The 19,776-nt window shown below is 67.9% G+C and carries 22 protein-coding genes; 11 read left to right on the forward strand and 11 right to left on the reverse strand.

Going from position 1 to position 19,776, the window contains the following annotated elements; all coding sequences use genetic code 11:
* Window positions 1–33 precede the first annotated feature (33 nt).
* Entirely contained in the window at window positions 34–255 is a 222-nt protein-coding gene (locus OG453_RS05085) for a hypothetical protein (RefSeq protein ID WP_266864876.1), read from the reverse strand.
* Window positions 256–349: 94 nt separating this feature from the next.
* Here OG453_RS05085 and OG453_RS05090 point away from each other — a divergent pair, with 94 nt between their 5' ends.
* Entirely contained in the window at window positions 350–1,123 is a 774-nt protein-coding gene (locus OG453_RS05090) for a TetR/AcrR family transcriptional regulator (RefSeq protein ID WP_266864878.1), read from the forward strand.
* Window positions 1,124–1,218: 95 nt separating this feature from the next.
* Window positions 1,219–1,863 (forward strand): NADPH-dependent F420 reductase, encoded by a 645-nt coding sequence (locus OG453_RS05095; protein ID WP_266864879.1) that lies wholly within the window; start codon window positions 1,219–1,221, stop codon window positions 1,861–1,863.
* A gap of 26 nt (window positions 1,864–1,889) precedes the next feature.
* Here OG453_RS05095 and OG453_RS05100 read toward each other — a convergent pair whose 3' ends face one another.
* The gene (locus tag OG453_RS05100; protein WP_266864881.1) at window positions 1,890–2,603 is read right to left on the reverse strand and encodes a DUF4232 domain-containing protein; all 714 of its coding nucleotides are present in this window, start codon (window positions 2,601–2,603) and stop codon (window positions 1,890–1,892) included.
* Between the two features lie 461 nt (window positions 2,604–3,064).
* Between OG453_RS05100 and OG453_RS05105 the strand changes: the two genes are divergently transcribed.
* Window positions 3,065–3,526, forward strand: a complete 462-nt coding sequence (locus tag OG453_RS05105; protein ID WP_266864883.1) for a hypothetical protein — start codon at window positions 3,065–3,067, stop codon at window positions 3,524–3,526.
* A 1,069-nt stretch (window positions 3,527–4,595) separates the two neighbouring features.
* Here OG453_RS05105 and OG453_RS05110 read toward each other — a convergent pair.
* The 3 genes from OG453_RS05110 to OG453_RS05120 are packed head-to-tail and all read right to left on the reverse strand — an operon-like array spanning window position 4,596 to window position 5,909.
* Window positions 4,596–4,832 carry a DUF397 domain-containing protein gene (locus tag OG453_RS05110; protein WP_266864885.1) on the reverse strand — a complete coding sequence of 79 codons (237 nt, stop codon included), beginning with the start codon at window positions 4,830–4,832 and terminating at the stop codon, window positions 4,596–4,598.
* Window positions 4,833–4,851: 19 nt separating this feature from the next.
* Complete coding sequence (locus OG453_RS05115; RefSeq protein WP_266864887.1) at window positions 4,852–5,046, reverse strand: DUF397 domain-containing protein; 195 nt, start codon at window positions 5,044–5,046, stop codon at window positions 4,852–4,854.
* 11 nt (window positions 5,047–5,057) lie between these two features.
* Entirely contained in the window at window positions 5,058–5,909 is an 852-nt protein-coding gene (locus OG453_RS05120) for a helix-turn-helix transcriptional regulator (protein WP_266864888.1), read from the reverse strand.
* 191 nt (window positions 5,910–6,100) lie between these two features.
* Here OG453_RS05120 and OG453_RS05125 point away from each other — a divergent pair, with 191 nt between their 5' ends.
* From OG453_RS05125 to OG453_RS05140, 4 genes are all read left to right on the forward strand, one after another.
* A complete protein-coding gene (locus OG453_RS05125) occupies window positions 6,101–6,535 on the forward strand; it encodes an ATP-binding protein (protein ID WP_266864889.1) in 435 nt (144 codons plus the stop codon).
* A 124-nt stretch (window positions 6,536–6,659) separates the two neighbouring features.
* The gene (locus OG453_RS05130) at window positions 6,660–7,769 is read left to right on the forward strand and encodes an endonuclease/exonuclease/phosphatase family protein (protein ID WP_266864891.1); all 1,110 of its coding nucleotides are present in this window, start codon (window positions 6,660–6,662) and stop codon (window positions 7,767–7,769) included.
* A gap of 72 nt (window positions 7,770–7,841) precedes the next feature.
* A complete protein-coding gene (locus OG453_RS05135; RefSeq protein WP_266869713.1) occupies window positions 7,842–8,852 on the forward strand; it encodes a bifunctional lytic transglycosylase/C40 family peptidase in 1,011 nt (336 codons plus the stop codon).
* Between the two features lie 301 nt (window positions 8,853–9,153).
* A complete protein-coding gene (locus OG453_RS05140) occupies window positions 9,154–9,867 on the forward strand; it encodes a phosphatase PAP2 family protein (RefSeq protein WP_266864893.1) in 714 nt (237 codons plus the stop codon).
* Between the two features lie 307 nt (window positions 9,868–10,174).
* Here OG453_RS05140 and OG453_RS05145 read toward each other — a convergent pair whose 3' ends face one another.
* Window positions 10,175–11,758, reverse strand: coding sequence for an FAD-binding oxidoreductase (locus tag OG453_RS05145; RefSeq protein WP_266864895.1), 1,584 nt, complete (start codon window positions 11,756–11,758; stop codon window positions 10,175–10,177).
* 364 nt (window positions 11,759–12,122) lie between these two features.
* Here OG453_RS05145 and OG453_RS05150 point away from each other — a divergent pair, with 364 nt between their 5' ends.
* Window positions 12,123–12,941 carry a hypothetical protein gene (locus tag OG453_RS05150; protein ID WP_266864897.1) on the forward strand — a complete coding sequence of 273 codons (819 nt, stop codon included), beginning with the start codon at window positions 12,123–12,125 and terminating at the stop codon, window positions 12,939–12,941.
* 115 nt (window positions 12,942–13,056) lie between these two features.
* On the forward strand, window positions 13,057–13,236 hold the full coding sequence (locus tag OG453_RS05155) for a hypothetical protein (protein WP_266864899.1): 180 nt from the start codon (window positions 13,057–13,059) through the stop codon (window positions 13,234–13,236).
* A 44-nt stretch (window positions 13,237–13,280) separates the two neighbouring features.
* Here OG453_RS05155 and OG453_RS05160 read toward each other — a convergent pair whose 3' ends face one another.
* Window positions 13,281–13,637, reverse strand: coding sequence for a metal-sensitive transcriptional regulator (locus tag OG453_RS05160; RefSeq protein ID WP_323178607.1), 357 nt, complete (start codon window positions 13,635–13,637; stop codon window positions 13,281–13,283).
* 197 nt (window positions 13,638–13,834) lie between these two features.
* Here OG453_RS05160 and OG453_RS05165 point away from each other — a divergent pair, with 197 nt between their 5' ends.
* Together OG453_RS05165 and OG453_RS05170 are read left to right on the forward strand one after the other, a co-directional pair.
* Window positions 13,835–14,455: a DUF47 domain-containing protein gene (locus tag OG453_RS05165; RefSeq protein ID WP_135330927.1), complete on the forward strand. Its 621-nt coding sequence runs from the start codon at window positions 13,835–13,837 to the stop codon at window positions 14,453–14,455.
* A 7-nt stretch (window positions 14,456–14,462) separates the two neighbouring features.
* Window positions 14,463–15,461 (forward strand): inorganic phosphate transporter, encoded by a 999-nt coding sequence (locus tag OG453_RS05170; RefSeq protein WP_266864903.1) that lies wholly within the window; start codon window positions 14,463–14,465, stop codon window positions 15,459–15,461.
* A gap of 117 nt (window positions 15,462–15,578) precedes the next feature.
* Here OG453_RS05170 and pstB read toward each other — a convergent pair whose 3' ends face one another.
* The 4 genes from pstB to pstS form a co-directional block, all read right to left on the reverse strand.
* On the reverse strand, window positions 15,579–16,355 hold the full coding sequence (gene pstB, locus OG453_RS05175; RefSeq protein WP_266864905.1) for a phosphate ABC transporter ATP-binding protein PstB: 777 nt from the start codon (window positions 16,353–16,355) through the stop codon (window positions 15,579–15,581).
* A 59-nt stretch (window positions 16,356–16,414) separates the two neighbouring features.
* Window positions 16,415–17,467 carry a phosphate ABC transporter permease PstA gene (gene pstA / locus OG453_RS05180; RefSeq protein ID WP_266864907.1) on the reverse strand — a complete coding sequence of 351 codons (1,053 nt, stop codon included), beginning with the start codon at window positions 17,465–17,467 and terminating at the stop codon, window positions 16,415–16,417.
* Window positions 17,464–18,486 (reverse strand): phosphate ABC transporter permease subunit PstC, encoded by a 1,023-nt coding sequence (pstC, locus tag OG453_RS05185; protein ID WP_266864909.1) that lies wholly within the window; start codon window positions 18,484–18,486, stop codon window positions 17,464–17,466. Before pstC ends, pstA begins: the two co-directional genes overlap by 4 nt.
* 117 nt (window positions 18,487–18,603) lie before the next feature.
* A complete protein-coding gene (gene pstS / locus OG453_RS05190; RefSeq protein ID WP_266864911.1) occupies window positions 18,604–19,734 on the reverse strand; it encodes a phosphate ABC transporter substrate-binding protein PstS in 1,131 nt (376 codons plus the stop codon).
* Between the last annotated feature and the right edge of the window lie 42 nt (window positions 19,735–19,776).

The following is a 19,776-nucleotide window of genomic DNA, read 5'->3' on the forward strand; positions in this document are numbered from 1 at the left end:
ATTCCCCTACGATCGGGGAAAGTTGGACACCCGTCAACTGCGCCGGCCCAGCGCCTTCGCCCGGGTGTGGGACCAGCTGGTCAGGAGGACTCCGGCGGCGAACGCCACGGTGTAGGCGGTCAGGAGGGCGGGGAAGCCGCCGGGTATCCAGCCGAGGAAGCCGTTGTAGTCGTGGTCGATGAGCAGTCGGATGAGGCCTTGCGCGGAGAAACACATCAGGACTGCGCCGAGGATCTGCAGGATGTCGTACTTCACGTTACGAACGTATCAGCGAGACAGGCGAAATCCCCTTGCTGCAAGCCGAGATATCTAGATTACGTCACACATTCTAAGTTCTATAGTGGGTGGCGTGCGTGACGAAAAGAATGCTCGGGAGACGGCCCGCTGCACGGTCTGCCGTGCGGAAATGAGCACGGCGGGCAAGCGCGGCCGCCCCGCCCTCTACTGCTCCCGCAGCTGCCAGGCGAGGGCCTACCGACGCCGGAAGCTGCCCCCCGCCCCCGAAGTCGCCCGCCCCGCGGACACGGTGACGAGCGCGCAGTCGCGCAAGCGGCGCCGCCAGATCGCCGAGGCGGTGTGGCGCATCGCCGCCGAGCGGGGCCTGGACGCGGCGAGCATGCGGGAGATCGCGGCGGAGGCCGGGGTGTCGCTCCGCGTCGTCCAGTACCACTTCGGCAGCAAGCACCAGCTCCTGGTGACCGCCCTGCACCTGCTCCACCGCGAGAACGAACGCCTGGCCAGGACCCGCGTCCACTTCGACCCCGCGAACCTGCGCGGGGTCCTGAGCGCGATGCTCGACGAGTTCCTGCCCCTGGACGCCCAACGGGCCATGGCGCTGCGGGTGTTCTCCGCGTACTACGCCCGCAGCCTCACCGACCCGGCCATCGCGGCGGTCTTCCTGAGCGACGAGCACCCTCTGGAGGACCTGATCGCCGACTTCATCGCCATGGCCCAGACGAACGGCCAGACGGCCCCGGGTCTGGACGCCCACCGAGAGGCGGACCTGCTGGTGGCGGCGGCGGTGGGACTCGGCGGGGATGTGCTCCACGAGCGCCGCACGCTGGAGAACGTACGCGCCACGCTCGACTATCACTTGGCGAAGATCTTCAGCCCGGTGGCCTAGCCGTGGCTCGGGCTTCTGGAGTACGTCGTCGGGATGAGCGGGCTTGGGACTCGGGCCCGATTCCCTTGCGGGCAAGCCCAATTAGCGTCCTGCCCATGCGAATTGGACTGCTTGGAACCGGAAATGTGGCGCGTGCGGTGGCAACTGGCTGGAGTGCGGCCGGACATGATGTCGTGCTGGGGTCGCGGGACCCCAAGGAGCGGGGAGAGGCCGAGGAGCTGAAGGGGTTCACCCTCGTCGGACTCGGTGAGGCGGCCGCGCACGCTGAGGTGCTGGTGAACGCCACGCCGGGCACGGCTTCGATGGACGTACTGAAGGAGATCGGCGCGGCCGCTCTCGCCGGGAAGGTGCTTGTCGACATCGGGGTCGGCTACACCTTCACCGACGCCATGGAGCTGTCCCACCCCAACTACAGCCTCAGCGAGGAGATTCAGCAGGAGTACCCCGAGGTGCGGGTGGTCAAGACGCTCGCCACCGTGGACCGGTTCGTGATGGTGGACCCGGCGAGTCTGGTTGGTCCGAGCACGATCTTCCTCTCCGGTGACGACGAGGCCGCCAAGGGGGTCACCCGTGGCCTGCTCGGCGACCTGGGATGGCCCGATGCCTCCCAGTTGGACCTGGGAGGCATCGTGACCGCGCGCGGTCAGGAACACTTCGCGCTGCTCTTCTCGGGCATCGCGGTGGCGATCGGCTCGTACGAGTTCGGCATCCAGGTGGTGCCGCAGCGGACCGCCTCTTAGCGAGGGGCGAGGCGGTGGCGCCGGGTTCAGCCGGCCGGGGAGTCGCTGACCTTCCCGACCGGGCTGATCTCCAGCTTCACGGCGCCCTCGCCGTCCGAGACCGGGAGCGTGCCCGCGGGCCAGTCGAGCGTGACGTGCTTCGTCTCGTTCGGGGGCGTCACGACGAGGTTGGTGATGCGGATGCCGGAGCCGCCCGTGTTGTTGTACGGGAACGTGATGTTGAAGGCGGCGGACTCGCCGTCCTTCAGGATGTCGGGCACCGGCTTCTCGCCGTTGCGGCTGACCGAGAGGGTGTCGCCCGTGGACGCCGTCAGGTCGGCCCCCGCGTAGCCGTTGATCGAGCAGTCGCGGCCGCCGCCGTTCTTGAAGACGACGGTGACGACGCCTTCCGTCTTGTCGGTGGTGTTGTCCGTGGCGTTCACTTCGAGCTCGTCCGTACGGCAGATGTCGATCTTGCCGTCGCTGTTGTCGCCGGTGCCGGCGGCGGTCCCCTGCGCGGCTTCACCACCGCCGGTGGAGCCTTCACCGCCGGTCGAGGCTTCGCCTGATCCGCCGCCGGTGGTGCCTCCGGTGCTGATGCCCTTGTCGTCGCTGCCCTTGTCTCCGCCCTTGTCCGCCGACGCGGCGGGGGACGTGGTCGAGGTGTCCGCCGACGCGTTGTCGTCGCCGTTGCAGGCGGTGAGCGAGAGGGTGGCGACGAGGCCGATGACGGCGGCGACTGCCTTGCGGGTGTGCTTCATGGGGTCCCCCCGGAGTAGCTGTGCTGGTCTGTCTTGATCACAGCTAAGGGGGCGGGTCCCGGCGGGGGCAAGGAACGCCGGGTCATCCGGGACGCTGGAATGCTTCCAGGGGGTCTGACCTGCGGGGATGCCCCTTGCCTGGAACGCCGGGGTGGGATGCTCGAAGCCCGGTTTGATCATGGACATGCGGTTGCTCTAAGGTCCCCGCGTCATGACTCGGCGGGGGAACGGATCACACCATCATGCGTACGCGCTTCAGGCTGGCGGCGGTTGTCGGGGCGGCGGCTCTTGTTCTGACGGTCACCGGGTGTGAGGGGGATGAGGGGGGCAAGAGGGAGTACGGCGGCGCGGACAGGGCTGCGGGGTCCTCCTCGCCCTCCTCGTCCTCCGGTGAAGGATCCGCTCGTAACGGCGGGGCCAGCGGTGGGCCCGAGGTCCGGCAGAAGATGATGCTGGACAACATGCCGGAGGCGAAGACCGTCATGGCGGCGGGCGAGTACCTTCAGCGATTCACCACGTGCGACACGTACAGCATCGACCCGTCTGATGAGCGGTACTACCCCATGGACGAGAAGTTCGATCTGTCTTGGGGTGTGCAGTTCCGGGGGACCTGTGACGACGGTGCGGACGGCTGGATCCGGGTCTTCAAGACCAGCGACATGGAGAAGTTCCAGACGGCGTACAAGGCGGACCTCGCCGAGGAGATGAAGGGTGACGCGCTCGCGGACGTGGAGGGCGGGTTCGCCATCGGCAAGGACTTCGCGGTGATCGCACCGGACAGCGAAACTCTCCGCGATCTGTCGGCCTCGGGGCTCCTGGAGCTGAACTGCAACCCGAACTTCCGGGTGCGGGGGGATGTGTCGACGGCGCCGGCGCTGGTTGATGGGTGTGTGCTGACGGACGAGTTTGTGGAGCCGGAGTAGGGGGCTTTGGTGGGCCGGTGGTGGTGTTCGTACCGGGGCCGCCCGGTTGTCCCGAGGTTGGCGGTTCCGGGCCGGGTGTAAAGGGCGCTCCGCTGCGCTGCGCGTCGGCTGCGCCGATTCCGCTTCGCTCCACCCTTGACACCCAACCCTCCACCGCGAGAAGCCTGATGACCGGGCGGCCACGAAGCGGGGCTCTCGGGGCTGCGGGGATGGGTCATCCGGCTTGAGCGCCGGGTGCGGACTAGTCCGTCGCAGCGCACCGCCGGCTGAAGGGGCGGGAGGGGTGCGCGGTCCGCTCGGGAATGGGTCCTGGCTTCGTCAAGCGTCTGCCGACCGGATCTTCCGGGGCGGGCCTCAGGTGTCAGGCGTCAGGAGTACAATTCACCGATTGCAAGGCTCAGTTGATCCCCGGACCTGGCCGTGAGGGGGGTGGGGGACCTACTTCGGCAAAGTTGCGTTTCGTAGTGCCGCGCGCCCCCCTTGTGCCAGAACACTACTTCTCCAAAGTAGGTCCCCCCCCACCTGTCCATGAGCGTGACGGTCGCCCCGGAGGATCCGGCGGGTAGAGGCTTGACGAGACCGGTGCCGATCCCCGGGCTGGCCGGGGGAGGGGGGAACCTACTTTGGCAAAGTTGCGTTTCGTGGCGGCGCGCGCCCCCTTGTGCCAGAACACTACTTTTCCAAAGTAGGTCCCCCACCCCCCACCTGCCCATGACCGTGACGGTCACCCCGGAAGATCCGGCTGTCAGACGCTTGACGAGACTGGCACCCATCCCCGGACCGGCCGCGCACCCCTCCCACCCGGCTGCACTGATACGAACTAGTCCGCACCCGGCAGGAAAGCCGGATGGCCCGCCGGGTGGTCCCCGTGAGCCCCGTTTCGTGGCCGCCCGGTCAATTGGCTTCTTGCGGTGGAGGGTTGGGTGTCAAGGGTGGAGCGAAGCGGAATCGGCGCAGCCGACGCGACGAAGGAGCGCCCTTTACTCCCGGCCCGGAACCGCCACTCTCGGGAGAACCGGGCGGCCCCGGTACGAACACCACCACCGGCCCGGCAAAGCCCCCGCCGTTGTCAGTCGACGCCCTCTACGAAGTGGTCGAACTCGCCTGCCTGTACGCCGAGTACAAAGGCATCCCACTTCTTCTGGGTGGTGGTGACCACGTTCTCGGGGTCGCTGGTTTCCCGTAGGTAGACGGCGTCGTCGTCCTTGCCGTAGGCGATCTCGATCCAAGGGCCCGGCCCTTCTTCCCCTTCGGGGGCGGCGCGGATCCAGTCGAGGTCTGCGGGGATGTTGTTGCCTTCAGGCATGGGGAGGGTGGTCCTTTCCTCAAGCGCCGGACGGGCTGGGAGAGTTGAGAGTGCGTATCAGGGCTGCGAAGGCTGCAGGTCGGGCGGTGAGTATCGCTCCGGCGGGGTCCGCGCTTTCGGTTAGCTGGACAGCGCCAGTAGAGGCCGTGGTGACGTGTACGCACGAGTCGCCCTCGCCGCAGTAGGAGGACTTCTGCCAGGTGTCCGCGGGCATCCGGGTTCCCTTCACAGTTCTTGGGCGATGGTGTGGATGAGGTCCCGCGACTTCTTGGGCGCGAGCGCCTTTGCCTCCATGCGTTCCAGAAGCACGCGGTACTTGCTGAGCTGGGCCTCCGCGTCCAGGAACGCTGGGCCGTGGGACTGATCGAGGTGCACGGTGTCGAGCTGCGGAACCGCACCCTTGGAGTAGAAGAGCGACTGGCCGGACCCGGGGAAGGACCCGGCGGCGAAGGGCAGGACCTTGACAGTGATGTGGTCCCGCTCGCTCATGTCCATTAGGTGGTGCAACTGGCTTCTGGTTACGTCGGCTCCACCGAACTGCATCCGTAGGGCAGCCTCGTGGATGATCGCCAAGTACGGGGTGGGGGCATTCCCGAACAGGACTGCCTGCCGCTTGATGCGGTACGACACCCGGTGTTCGACATCGGGCGGAGAGAGCTCAGGCACCACCTGGCGGAACAACTCACGTGCGTGGTCCGTGGTCTGGAGCAATCCGGGGACGTGCGCGGTGATGGCGGTGCAGAGGTGCGTGGCATGGTGTTCGACCTCGGCGAGGTCCAGCAGTCCAGCGGGGAGGATCTCGCGGTACTCCTCCCACCAGCCGCGCTTGCGGGCGCCGGTCATGTTGGCGATGGCCTCGATGAGTTCCTTGTCGGGGCAGTCGTAGTGGCAGGCCAGGGTCCGTACGCGCTCGGCGCTCACTCCGACCCGTCCGGTTTCCATGTTGCTGACCTGGGCCTGCTTCATGCCGAGGAGCTGAGCCGCTGCGGTGGAGGTCAGCCCCGCGCGCTCCCGCAGCTTGCGCAGCTCGGCACCGAGGCGGAGTTGACGACCCGTCGGGTTGTTCCTCACGGCCATGGCTGCTGCTCCTGTGCTGTCGCGTCACCCACATGGGTGGTTGCTTTTAGTCTCACCCCGAATGGGGTGAAGAATATATCCGGCAGCGCTACTTTGAGGTTCAGGCGCCAACGCCCGGAAGCACCCCGCTCGACGGAGCGGCATCGTCACTGGGTACCCCCATGAACTACCGCCCCTGAACGGAGAGTTCCATGCTGCCGACAACCGTATCCCCGCCCTGGAGCTACACCCTCACCCTCCCGCACGACCCCCGCGCCCCCGGCATCGCCCGCACCACCCTCCGCGCCGTCCTCGCCACGTACGGCCTCGCCGAACTCGCCCCCACCGCCGAACTCCTCGCCGCGGAGATGCTCAGCAACGCCCACTGCCACACCCAAGGCCCCTACGCCCTCCGTCTCCGCGAGGCCACCCCGCAGGGGATCCGTGTCGCCGTGTGGGACTCCAATCCGCAGATCCCGCCCGGATTCGGGACCACCGGAGGGCCGCCCGCCCCGCTGGACGCCGAGAGCGGGCGCGGGCTGCAGCTCGTACACGCCTGCGCGGACGCGTGGGGTGCGTACCGGCTCGGCGACGCCCCAGCCGCGCACCACGGCAAGCTGCTGTGGGCCGAGTGCGGGTCTCGGTAGACCCACTGGCCTACGTCAGGTCGACGCACCCCGTCACCCACCCTACGGTTGGCCCAAACCTGCAGAGAACTACGCAAATTCGCCAGGCACTTTCACCCTCCCTAGTCGAAAGATCTGCCTCGCCATGCCCAGAATCACCCCCCGGCGCCGCCTGCTCCGCGTCTGGTTCACATCTGTCCTCTCCGCGCTCCTGCTCATCGCACCCGGCTCGCTCACCGCCGTCTCGGCCGCCCAGCCCTCGGCCACGCTCAAGGTCATGACCCGCAGCCTCTACTGGGGAGCGGATCTCGCGCCTGTCTTCACCGCCGGCAACTTCGGCGAGCTCACCGAGGCCGTGGACGAGGTGTTCACCGGCGTCCAGGACACGAACTTCCCCGAGCGTGCCGAGGCACTGGCCGACGAAGTCGCCGACACCGACCCCCAGCTCGTGGGCCTGCAGGAGGTCGCACTGTGGCGCAGTGCGCCTTTCGACTTCAGTCCCACGCCTAACGCCGGACATGTCGAATACGACTTTCTGGAGATCCTGCTCGACAAGCTGGCGGCCCGGGGCAAGCACTACGCGGCCGTGTCCTCCGTGACCGACGGCGACTACGAGGCCCCCCGGGCGACGCCGAGCGGCTTGCAGGACATCCGCCTCACCGACCGCGACGTGCTCCTGGCCCGCACCGACCTGCCCGCGAGGAATTTCTCCGTCGCCCATCCTCAGGCGGCGCAGTTCACGAACCACGTGAGCCTCCCCAACCCGATCAGCCCGGCGCTCCCCGCCATCAGGGTCCTGCACGGCTGGGTCGGCGTCGATGCCACCGTTCACGGCCGCACCACCCGCGTGGTCAGCACGCACCTGGAGAATCTCAGCCCCGCCGTGCAAGAAGCGCAGGGCCAGGAACTGCTCGACGGGCCGCTCGACACCGGACTCCCCACCGTGTTGCTGGGCGACCTCAACTCGCCTGCCCCCGGCGGGCAGACCTACCAGAACCTGGTCGACGCCGACTTCCGCGACGCCTGGACTTCCACGCACCGCAACCAGCCCGGCTTCACCTGCTGCCAGGCCGCCGATCTGCGCAACCCCACATCCACCCTCAGCCGGCGCCTCGACTACGTGCTCTTCCGCGGCGGCTTCACCGCCTCGGCGAGCAATCGGGTGGGGGAGCAGCCTGCCGACCGCACCCCGTCCGGCCTGTGGCCCTCCGACCACGCCGGCGTCTGGAGCGTGCTCCGGCTGCGCACCGCGTAGACACGGGCGAACCGTCACTCGGCCTCTACACTGATCCGCGGTGGACTCCCGCGCGGTGAGGGGTGGTTGACGGTGCGTAAGGCGTGGCTGGTCGCAGCCGTCGGCATCGGTGGGGCGATGAGTTTCATCGCCCTGCTCGTCGTGGGGACGTACATGGCCGCCGGCAGCATCGCCAACGGCGCCGGGCAGGGGAATGTGGGGCTCGCGAAAGGTGCCGTGCCCGCCACCTATCAGCCCCTCGTCCAGAAGTGGGGCAACCTGTGCAAGGCCATTAATCCGGCTCTCCTCGCCGCGCAGCTCTATCAGGAGAGCGGGTTCAATCCGAACGCGAAGAGTCCGGCCAAGGCTCAGGGGATAGCGCAATTCATTCCGGGGACCTGGGCCACGCACGGGGTCGATGGGGATGGGGATGGCGACAGGGATGTGTGGGATCCGCAGGATGCCATTCCGTCCGCCGCCTCGTACGACTGCAAACTCGCCGGATATGTGAAGGATGCGCCCGGCAGCCCGACCAAGAACATGCTCGCCGCGTACAACGCGGGTGCCTACGCCGTCATCAAGTACGGCGGCGTGCCCCCTTACCGCGAGACCCAGAATTACGTGAAGACCATCACGACTCTCCAGAAGAGCTTCGCCCGGCCCACCAGCCGCGTGCAGCCCTCGCAGCAGGCCGCCGGGGCCATCTACTACGCACAGAAGAAGCTCGGCACCGAGTATCTGTGGGGCGGTAATGGGACGGCTGATCAGAACGGCCGATTCGACTGTTCCGGGCTCACGCTGGCCGCCTATCGCAGCGTGGACATCACCCTGCCCCGGGTCGCCAACGACCAGTACAACGCCGGGCCGCACCCGAAACGGGACGAACTGCTCCCGGGTGACCTGGTGTTCTTCTCGGACGACCTCACCAATTCCCGTGCCATCCGTCACGTGGGAATCTACGTCGGCGGCGGCTACATGATCGACGCACCGCGGCCCGGTGCCGTCATCCGCTTCGACCCGATCGATACACCGGATTATTTTGGCGCGACTCGCGTCACCGAGGACGGGGCGAAGGCCCTGCCCGACAAGGCATCGGCGGCCTGAGGAAAGCTGAACGGGGGGCGTACGCAGGGCGTACGCGTGGTGTGATGTGGCTTGAACTCTCCGTCAGCGCACTCCTCTGAGCTGCGGCGATGAGTCTCTCTTCGGTAACGTCTGAGTGATCATTCGGTGGAGAGCGGAACGTAGTGGATGGGGTCGCACGTTCCCTTGACTGGAGCGCGAGACCACCCAGCAGGCAGCACTGACCACGCAGCGAGCGGCACTGATCACGGGGGTTGATGGAAGGGCGTACAAATCGTGCGCCCACGGCGAGTAGACCGAGAAGACAAGGGGCCGCGGCACCATGGCTGGACTCGACACAACAGGGTCGAACCCCGACGTCAGCCTGCTCTACGACATCAACGGCCTGGCCAAGGATTCGCCCGGCTGGCTGGCGAAATCGATGGAATTCGTGGGTGAGTACGGGCTGTTGCTCGCCCTTGTTCTTCTTGTCGTCTGGTGCTGGTGGGGGCAGCGGAAGCGGGATGCGCTCGAGGAAGCGGCCTCTTCCGTGGCCGCCGTTGTCTGGGTGCCGCTCGCCGCCGGGATCGCGGTCCTTGTGAATGTCCCGATCCGCGGATTTGTGGAACGCCGTCGGCCTTTCATGGACCATGACGGCCTTGAGGTCCTTGTCGACGGAAAGACCGACTTCTCCTTCGTGAGCGATCACGCGACGCTGGCGATGGCTCTGGGGGCCGCGCTATTCGTCGCCAACCGGAAGTTCGGGCTGGCCGGCATTGCGATCGCACTGCTCGAAGGCTTCTGCCGGGTCTTCATGGGCGTCCACTATCCGACGGACGTCGTGGGCGGGTTCGCGCTCGGCACGGCGGTGGCACTGCTGCTCTCGCCGCTGGCGATGGCCGTGCTCACGCCGTTGGCTACGGCTGTCGGGCGTTCCGGGCGGGTCGGGCGGCTGGTGTGGGCGCGGCCTGCGGATGTGGCGGAGGTGGCTCGTCCGGCGTCGGCGTCGGCGTCGGAGCCGAAGTCGACGCCGGACGACCGCGACCTGGCGGCGTAGCCTCCCGCCTGCCGCGCCGGAGCAGCCACCAGCCGACTCCGCCCGCGACGGCGGTGACGCCCGCGGAGGCGACGGCGAGGGGGCCCGCGGCGGGGTGGTCGTGGGTGGCCGCGTGGGCGGCGGGCGGCGCGGAGAGGGCCAGCAGGGCTGCGACGGCCGCCGTGGCGGCACCTATTCGTCGAGTACGCATACCCCCAGGGCAACGGGCCCCCGCGCACTAGTCCACCCGAGGGCGTGTCGCGGGGGCCGTTCGAGTCGCGGGACCGGCTGTTCGGGGTACGACGACTGGCGGGGCGCCCTCCGTGCGCTAAATCGCCTGGGGGAAGTCGAAGAAGCGCTTCGGGTCGTACTGCTGCTTCAGCTTCTTCAGGCGGGGGGCCGCGTCGCCGTAGTACGCCTTGCGCCAGTTCGTCAGGGTGGGGTCCGCGTAGTTCTGGTAGGCCGCGCCCGAGGCGTAGCGGGACATGGCTCCATGGGCGGTTTTCAGCCAGGCCTGGGCCGGCTTGCCGGACGTGCCCGGGCGCCAGGACGCGATGTACTGCGCGAGCATCCGCGAGCGCCGGTGCACGAAGGCCGTGGCCCCCGGGTCCACCCGGTTGATCGCGCCGCCCAGAGCCGTCAGCGCGATGCTGCCCGCGCTCGCCCCCGTCACGTTCTCCACCTGGGTCAGGAGAGCCCGCACACCCGCAGCCGAGAGCGAGCGGTCGAAGAAGTCGGAGCTTGCCGCGTACGTCTCGCGGTTCAGGGCTCCCTGCGGGCTACGGCCCGGAGTCGCCCCCGGCAGATGGCACTGGGCGTCCGACGTGAAGGAGGAGCAGCCCGCGTAGACCTCCATCGACTCCTTGTACGAGCGGCGCTTCAGCGAGACGCTGCGCGCCGGGGCGCCGACCTTGTCGGCCAGGCGGTCCACCGCGTTCTGCAGATCCCCGTACGTACCGAGTGAGAAGCACGCGACCGAGACCGTGGGTGTGCCGCCCGGCGTGTTCGCCAGATGGGCGGAGGACCAGATCTCGTCCGGCTGGTCGGGGCCCCACTCCTGCCACGCCTTGATGACCGCCGCCGCCTTCGACCACGGCCAGGTCAGGTAGGCCGAGACCCCTTGCGGGGCCTTGTGGGTGCGGAAGGTCAGTTCCGTCACCACCCCGAAGTTTCCGTTCCCCGCGCCGCGCAGGCCCCAGAACAGTTCCTTGTTCTCGCGCGCGCTCGCCGTCACCAGCTTGCCGTCCGCCGTGATCAGCGTCGCCGACGTGAGGCTGTCGCAGGTCAGGCCGTACGCGCGGGAGACCACCCCGTGGCCGCCGCCGAGCGTCAGGCCCGAGACGCCCACCGTCGGGCAGGAGCCCGCGGGAATCGTCACGCCCTTCGCGGCGAGCGCGCGGTAGACGTCGATCAGCTTCGCGCCCGCGCCGACCGTCGCCGTCGTCCCGCTCGCCCGCGTCTTGTTCAGTTTCGATACGTCGAGGATCAGGCGGCCCGTGCCTGACGACCAACCCCCGTAGGAATGGCCGCCGTTGCGTATGGAGACCGGGACGTCGTGGGCGCGGGCGTAGGCCAGCGTCGTGCGGATGTCGTCGGGGCCCGCCACGTACGCGACCGCCGTGGGCTTCAGCGTGTCGTAGCGGGTGTTGTAAAGCTGCCTGGCCGCCGCCCACTTGGCCTCGCCGGGCTTGACCAGCGTGCCGTCCAGGTCCTTGGCGAGGGCGGTGAGGTTCGCCGCGGCGGACGCGGCGGCGCTCGACGTACGGATGGGAGTGCTTGAGCCCGCGGCGCTGCGGGACGTGGCACCCCCGCCGCCCCCGCTCCCGCCGCCGGAACCGGAGCAGCCGGCCGCCGTCAGAGCGGTGCCGGCGGCGGCCGCCGCGGATGTGCTGATGAACGTACGTCGTTCCATGACGCCCCTCCCGTTGCTTCCCGGAGTACGAGACGGCGTATAGGACCTCGGGGTTCCGGGAGAGGGGAGACGGAAGGAGAGGGAGGGCTTACGCCTCCGACACGTGGGACGCCGCGTCCGTCCGCGCCTTGCTGCGCGCTCTGCGGGCGGGTCCGCGCCAGCCACAGCTGCACCTGGCCGCGCAGAAGCGGCCCTGTTCGACCGTTGTCGTGCGGTGCGGTTCCTGTCCTTGTTCCTCGGCCACCGCTCCACGGTACCGATGCCGGGCCGGTGCTCTTCCGCGTGACGGGGCAACGTACCGGTCGTTACACGGGACGACAGGGGGACTCGGCTCCGCACGGGAAGGCTTGGGGGTAGGCAGGCGATGGGTCAGCTGCACAAGCGCACAGGCGGGGCGGTGGTCACGGCCGCCGCGGTGGGTCTCTTGGCCGTCGCAACGGGCTGTTCGGGGAGTGGGGCCGCCGCCGACGACAACCCGAGCGCAGAGGACTCCGTCGACGCGGTGCGCGGCTCCGCGGACTCCCTGGTGCGGGCCGGGAGCGCCAAGGCCCGTACGTCCATGGAGATGGCGAGCGGCGGGACCCGCGTGACCATCCGCGGGCACGGCTCGTACGACTTCAAGCGGCAGCTGGGGCGGTTCGTGGTGGTGCTGCCGAAGGACCCCGCGGGGACGGAGGAGCACCGGCCCATCACCGAGCTGATGGCCGGCGGCGCGCTCTACATGAAGAACCGGGGGGCCGGGGTGCCCTCCGACAAGTGGGTGCGGATCGACACGGCGTCGCTGTCGGACGGCAACCTCGTCACCGGGGGCGCGACCGATCCGCTCGCCGCGGCGGAGCTGCTGCGGGGTGTGAGCAAGGCGACGTACGTGGAGGAGACGCGGGTGGCCGGGGTGAAGGTGCGGCACTTCCGCGGGAGGGCCGACCTGCCGCGCGCCGCGAGGTCCGCGTCTCAGGGGCAGCGCAAGGCCCTGGGGGCGGCGGCGAAAGGGTTCAGCAAGGGCGGGGTGCCGTTCGACGCGTACCTCGACGAGCAGGGCAGGCTGCGGAAGCTGCGCCAGCAGTTCAGCGTCTCGAACGCGGAGGTGGCGTCGACCACCCTGCTCTTCGACTTCGGGGTGAAGGTCGATGTGCGGCTTCCGGCGAGCGAGGACATCTTCGCGGGGAAGATCGCCGAGCAGTAGGTCTAGTCGCGTCCGGCCGTGTGGAAATGGTCCGTCCGTGCCATGCGCGGTGTGTAGGCCGCTCCCTACTCTAGGAAGTCGGTACGGGCGCAGGAAGCAAGGTCAGGAAGAGGTGATGAACGTGGCTCTGGTGCGCGGTACGACAGTTCAGGACCACGTCGCCCTCGCCGAGATCGAGCTGTGCGGCGAACTCATCATCGCGGCGAGTGCCACCGGCGAGGAGCGGCTGAGCCCCGACCGGATCGACGAGGTCCTGAAGGTCTCAACCGTCGTGGAGCAGCGGTCCGACGACTAGAGCTTTACGTGCGCATCTAGACCTTCACGTACGCATCCAGAGCTTTACGTGCGCATCATGCGGGCGATCGCCTTCGTGGCTTCCTCGACCTTCGCGTCGATCTCGGCGCCGCCCTTGACCGCCGCGTCGGCCACGCAGTGCCGCAGGTGCTCCTCGAGGAGCTGCAGGGCGAAGGACTGCAGGGCCTTCGTGCTCGCCGAGACCTGGGTGAGTATGTCGATGCAGTAGGTGTCTTCCTCGACCATCCGCTGCAGACCCCGGATCTGGCCCTCGATGCGCCGCAGGCGCTTGAGGTGCTCGTCCTTCTGCTTGTGGTAGCCGTGCACACCCTGGTCGTGGCCGCCGGGCTCGGAGGGCGCTTCGGTGGTCATGGCCGCGTCGGCCGCCTCGGTGGTCGTCATCGCGTCCTCCTGCTGGACAGTCCCTGGACAGTCACTGGCTTCTCTATACCCCGGGTGGGTATAGGTTACTCGATTCCTCGGGGGGTGTGCTGATCACTGTGCCTGATGGGCGACACTGGGTCCCGGCCGGTTAGCCGTGGCCGGATGATGCGCCTAGCATCAGCCTGACCGAATCCAAAGCACCCCGAGGACCCCACGTGCGCTTTCGTCTGACCCCCAGGGAGACGAGCTTCTACGACATGTTCGCCGCATCCGCGGACAACATTGTCACGGGCTCGAAGCTCCTGATGGAACTGCTCGGGGCCGATGCCTCCGCCCGAGCCGAGATCGCAGAGCGTATGCGGGCCGCGGAGCACGCTGGAGATGACGCGACCCATGCGATCTTCCACCAGCTGAACTCCTCCTTCATCACGCCGTTCGACCGCGAGGACATCTACAACCTGGCCTCGTCCCTCGACGACATCATGGACTTCATGGAGGAGGCCGTCGACCTGGTCGTCCTTTATCAGGTCGAGGAACTCCCCAAGGGAGTCGAGCAGCAGATCGAGGTCCTGTCGCGAGCCGCCGAGCTCACGGCCGAGGCCATGCCGAATCTGCGGACGATGGACAACCTCACCGAGTTCTGGATCGAGGTGAACCGTCTGGAGAATCAGGCCGACCAGATTCACCGGAAGCTCCTCGCCCAGCTCTTCAACGGCAAGTACGACGCCATCGAGGTGCTGAAGCTCAAGCAGATCGTGGATGTGCTGGAAGAGGCCGCCGACGCCTTCGAGCACGTGGCGAACACTGTGGAGACCATCGCGGTCAAGGAGTCCTGACCCCTCCATGGACACCTTTGCTTTGGTCGTGACCATTGGCGTCGCGCTCGGATTCACGTACACAAATGGCTTTCACGACTCGGCGAACGCCATTGCCACATCCGTTTCCACGCGTGCGCTGACGCCGCGCGCCGCGCTCGCGATGGCCGCGGTGATGAACCTCGCCGGTGCCTTCATGGGCAGCGGGGTCGCCAAGACCGTGAGCGAGGGGATCATCGAGACCCCGCACGGCAACAAGGGGATGTGGATTCTCTTCGCGGCGCTCATCGGCGCGATCGTGTGGAACCTCATCACCTGGTACTTCGGGCTTCCCTCGTCCTCGTCGCACGCGCTCTTCGGCGGCATGGTCGGAGCGGCGCTCGCGGGCGGCATCGGTGTGATCTGGTCCGGGGTCCTCGACAAGATCGTGATCCCGATGTTCCTTTCGCCGCTGGTCGGCCTTGTCGCCGGCTATCTGGTGATGTGCGCGATCATGTGGATGTTCCGCAAGTCGAACCCGCACAAGGCAAAGCGCGGATTCCGTATCGCGCAGACCGTCTCGGCGGCCGGAATGGCTCTCGGTCACGGTCTGCAGGACGCGCAGAAGACGATGGGCATCGTGGTGATGGCCCTGGTCATCTCCGATGTGCAGGATGCCGACGCGCCCATTCCGATCTGGGTCAAGATCGCCTGTGCGCTGATGCTCTCCGCCGGTACGTATGCAGGTGGCTGGCGCATCATGCGTACGCTCGGCCGCAAGATCATCGAGCTTGACCCGCCGCAGGGATTCGCCGCCGAGACCACCGGCGCGGGCATCATGTTCACCACCGCCTTCATGTTCCACGCGCCGATCTCGACGACGCATGTCATCACTTCCGCGATCATGGGTGTGGGTGCCACGAAGCGGGTGAACGCGGTGCGTTGGGGCGTCGCGAAGAACATCATTCTGGGCTGGTTCATCACGATGCCTGCGGCCGCGCTTGTTGCTGCGCTCAGCTTCTGGATCGTGAATCTCGCGTTCCTGTAGGAATGCAGGAAAGCAACGGAAAGGCCCGCCCCCGGGAGCCAGGGGCGGGCCTTTCTTGTTGCCCCTGCGGTGGCACCGCCATGCAGCACCGCAAGGAGTCGGAGGGGTCGATCAGCTTTATCCGAAGCGGCCCGAGATGTAGTCCTCGGTCGCCTGCACGGACGGGTTGGAGAAGATCCGCTCCGTCTCGTCTATCTCGATGAGCTTGCCGGGCTGGCCGACCGCCGAGAGGTTGAAGAAGGCCGTACGGTCCGAGACGCGCGCCGCCTGCTGCATGTTGTGCGTCACGATGACGATCGTGAAGCGCTCCTTCAGCTCGCCGATCAGGTCCTCGATGGCGAGGGTCGAGATCGGGTCGAGGGCCGAGCAGGGCTCGTCCATGAGGAGGACCTGGGGCTCCACCGCGATCGCCCGCGCGATGCACAGACGCTGCTGCTGACCGCCGGAGAGGCCGGAGCCCGGCTTGTTCAGGCGGTCCTTGACCTCGTTCCAGAGGTTGGCGCCCTTGAGGGACTTCTCGACGACGGCGCTCAGTTCGCTCTTCTTGTACGAGCCGTTGAGCCGCAGGCCCGCAGCCACGTTGTCGAAGATCGACATCGTGGGGAACGGGTTGGGGCGCTGGAACACCATGCCGACCGTGCGGCGCACCGCGACCGGGTCGACGCCGGAGCCGTACAGGTCCTCGTCGTCGAGGAGCACCTTGCCCTCGACGCGGCCGCCGGGGGTGACCTCGTGCATGCGGTTCAGGGTGCGCAGGAAGGTGGACTTGCCGCAGCCGGAGGGGCCGATGAAGGCGGTCACGGAGCGGGGCTCCACGGTCATCGAGATGTCCTCGATGGCCTTGTGGGCGCTGTAGTAAGCGGTCAGGCCCGATACGTCGATTCGCTTGGCCATGGGGATCACTGCTTCTTTCAAGACTTTGGGGAGTACGAGAGGGTCGCTGAGTGGCCGCGTCAGCGGCCCGTCTTGGGGGCCTTCCAGCGGGCTACGCCGCGGGCCGCCAGGTTGAGGATCATGATGAAGCCGATGAGGGCGAGCGCCGCGGCCCAGGCGCGGTCGTAACCGGCCTGATTGCCCGCCGCGTACTGCTGGTAGACGTACAGCGGCAGCGAGGCCTGCGAGCCTTCGAACGGGTTCGTGTTGATCATGGGGTTGACCCAGACCAGGAGCAGCACCGGTGCGGTCTCGCCCGCGATACGGGCGACGGCGAGCATGACGCCCGTCGTGATGCCGCCGATCGCGGTGGGCAGGACCACCTTGAGGATGGTCCGCCACTTCGGGATGCCGAGGGCGAGTGACGCCTCCCGCAGCTCGTTCGGGACGAGCTTGAGCATCTCCTCCGTGGAGCGCACGATCACCGGCATCATCAGGATGGCGAGCGCCATGGCGCCGGCCCAGCCGGAGAAGTCGAAGCCCAGGATCAGGATCCAGAAGCTCAGGACGAACAGGCCCGCGACGATCGACGGGATGCCGGTCATGACGTCCACGAAGAACGTGACGACCTTGGCGAGCTTCCCGCGCCCGTACTCGACGAGGTAGATCGCGGTGAGCAGGCCGATCGGCACGGCGATCAGGGAGGCCAGGAGCACCTGCTCCAGGGTGCCGATGATCGCGTGGTAGATGCCGCCGCCGGGCTCGTCGTCCGCTACGACGCCCATGGAGTGGGTCAGGAAGTAGCCGTTGAAGACCTTCGTGCCGCGCTCGACGGTCTCGTAGATCAGCGAGGCGAGCGGGACGACGGCCAGCAGGAAGGTGGTCCACACCAGCGAGGTGGCGAGGCGGTCCTTGGCCTGGCGGCCGCCCTCGACGGCGACCGCGACGACGTACGAGACGACGATGAAGAGGATGGCCGCGATCAGGCCCCATTGGATACGGCTGTCGAGGCTCGCCCCCACGCCGATGCCGACGCCGGCGGCGGCGGAGCCGAGCGCGACGACCAGCGAGGTCCAGCGCGGCAGGCGGGCGCCCTGCAGGGTGCTCGTGGGCTTGACGATGGTGGCGCTCATGCGTTGGCCCCCGAGTACTCCTTGCGGCGCGCGATGATCAGGCGGGCCGCGCCGTTGACCAGCAGGGTGATGATGAAGAGGACCAGGCCGGAGGCGATGAGCGCGTCACGGCCGTACTCGCTGGCTTCGTTGAACTTGCTGGCGATGTTCTGCGCGAAGGTGCCGCCGCCGGGGTCGAGCACGGACGCGCTGATGAGGAAGGTCGGGGAGAGCACGGTGGCGACGGCGATCGTCTCGCCGAGCGCACGGCCCAGGCCCAGCATCGAGGCGGAGATCACGCCCGAGCGTGCGAAGGGGAGCACCGACATGCGGATGGTCTCCCAGCGCGTGGCGCCGAGCGCGAGCGCGGCCTCCTCGTGCATCTTCGGGACCTGCAGGAAGACCTCGCGGCTGACGTTCGTGATGATCGGCAGGATCATGATGGCGAGCAGGATTCCGACGGTCATCAGGGAGCGCGGGGCGCCGCCCTGGTACTCGAAGATCCCGGTCCAGCCGAAGTAGTCGTCGAGCCAGCTGTAGAGGCCGGTCAGATTGGGTGCGACCACGAGGGCGCCCCACAGGCCGTAGACGATCGAGGGCACTGCGGCGAGCAGGTCGATCACGAAGGCGATGGGGGTGGCCAGCTTGCGCGGCGCGTAGTGCGAGATGAACAGCGCGATGCCGATGGCCACGGGGACGGCGATCACCAGGGCGATCACCGAGCTCACCACCGTGCCGAAGACCAGGACCGCGATGCCGAAGAACGGCTTGCCGCCGGTGGTCGCACCGGCCGGGTCCCACTCGAAGGTGGTGAGGAAGTTGCCCGTGTTGTCGGCGAGCGCGAGGGCCGCACGGTAGGTCAGGAAGGCCGCGATGGCGGCCATGATCACGAGCAGCGTGATGCCGGAGCCACGGGAGAGCCCGAGGAAGATCCGGTCACCGGGGCGGGTCGCGCCGCGGGCTGCGCGCTTGGGCGTGACGGCCGACGGCTTCACGTGGTCGAGGGGTGGAGGTGTCGTCGTACTGCTTGGTATATCCATGGGATTCTCCGGTCTGCGGAGCCGACCAACGCTTCGTCAGCGGGAGTCGCTCCTGGCGGCGGTGCACCGGACGGTGCGGCCGGCCCTGAATCGCGGGGCCGGCCGCACTCGGTTCAGCTAGCTCAGGCCCGCGACGGTCGTGCGGACCTTGGAGATGATCTCGGCCGGGATCGGCGCGTAGTCGTTCTCCTTGAGGACGTTCTGGCCGTCCTCGCTGGCGATGTAGGTCAGGAAGGACTTGGTCGCGGCCAGGGTCTCGGCCTTGTTGCCCTTCTCGCAGAGGACCTCGTACGTCACCAGGGTGATCGGGTAGGCGCCCTCGGCGGTGGGCTTGTAGTTGAGCTCAAGGGCGAGGTCGTTGCCCTTGCCGACGACCTTGGCCTCGGAGATGGCCTTGGAGGCGTTGTCGACGGTGGCCTTCACCGGCTCCTTGGCGTCCGTCTGCAGGTCGACGGTCTTGATGCCGTCGGCGGCGTAGGAGAGCTCGAAGTAAGAGATGGCGCCGGCGGTCTGCTTGACCTGGCCCGCGACACCGGAGGAGCCGTTGGCGGACTGGCCGCCCTTGGCCTCCCAGGACTTGCCGGGCTCGTACTTCCAGGCGTCGGGAGCGGCGCCCTTGAGGTACTTGGTGAAGTTGTCCGTGGTGCCGGACTCGTCCGAGCGGTGGAAGGCCTGGATCTTGGTCTTCGGCAGCTTCGCGTCGGGGTTCAGCTTCGCGATGGCCTTGTCGTTCCAGGTCTTGATCTTGTCGTCGAAGATCTTGGCGAGGGTCTCGGCGTCCAGGACGAGGTTGTCGACACCGGGCACGTTGTAACCGACGGCGATCGGGCCGCCGACCATCGGCAGGTCGATGGCCTGGCTGTCCTTGCAGACCTTCTTCGACGCCGTGATCTCCTCGGGCTTCAGCGCCGAGTCGGAGCCCGCGAAGGCGGTCTGGCCCTGCATGAACGCGGTGATGCCGGCGCCGGAACCCGTCGGGTTGTAGTTCAGCTGAACGTCCTTGCAGGTGGTCGAGTAGACCTTCCGCCAGGCGTCGATCGCGTTCTTCTGCGCGGACGAACCGGAGGCCGCGAGCTGGCCCTTGGCGTCATCGCACTTGATGTTGGCGTTGGCGTTGGTCTCCTTGCCGCTGCCACCGCTGCCGCCGCTGGTGTCGTCCGAGCCGCACGCCGTGAGGGCCAGGGCGCCGGAGACGGCGATGGCGCCGAGCGAGAGGGCGCGGAGCCGGTTCTTGCGCTGAAGCTTCACTTTCGGAGTTCCTTCCGGGAGCCGCCGTCCTTGGGGTGGCGG

It is taken from the genome of Streptomyces sp. NBC_01381, assembly GCF_026340305.1.
Classification (GTDB): domain Bacteria; phylum Actinomycetota; class Actinomycetes; order Streptomycetales; family Streptomycetaceae; genus Streptomyces.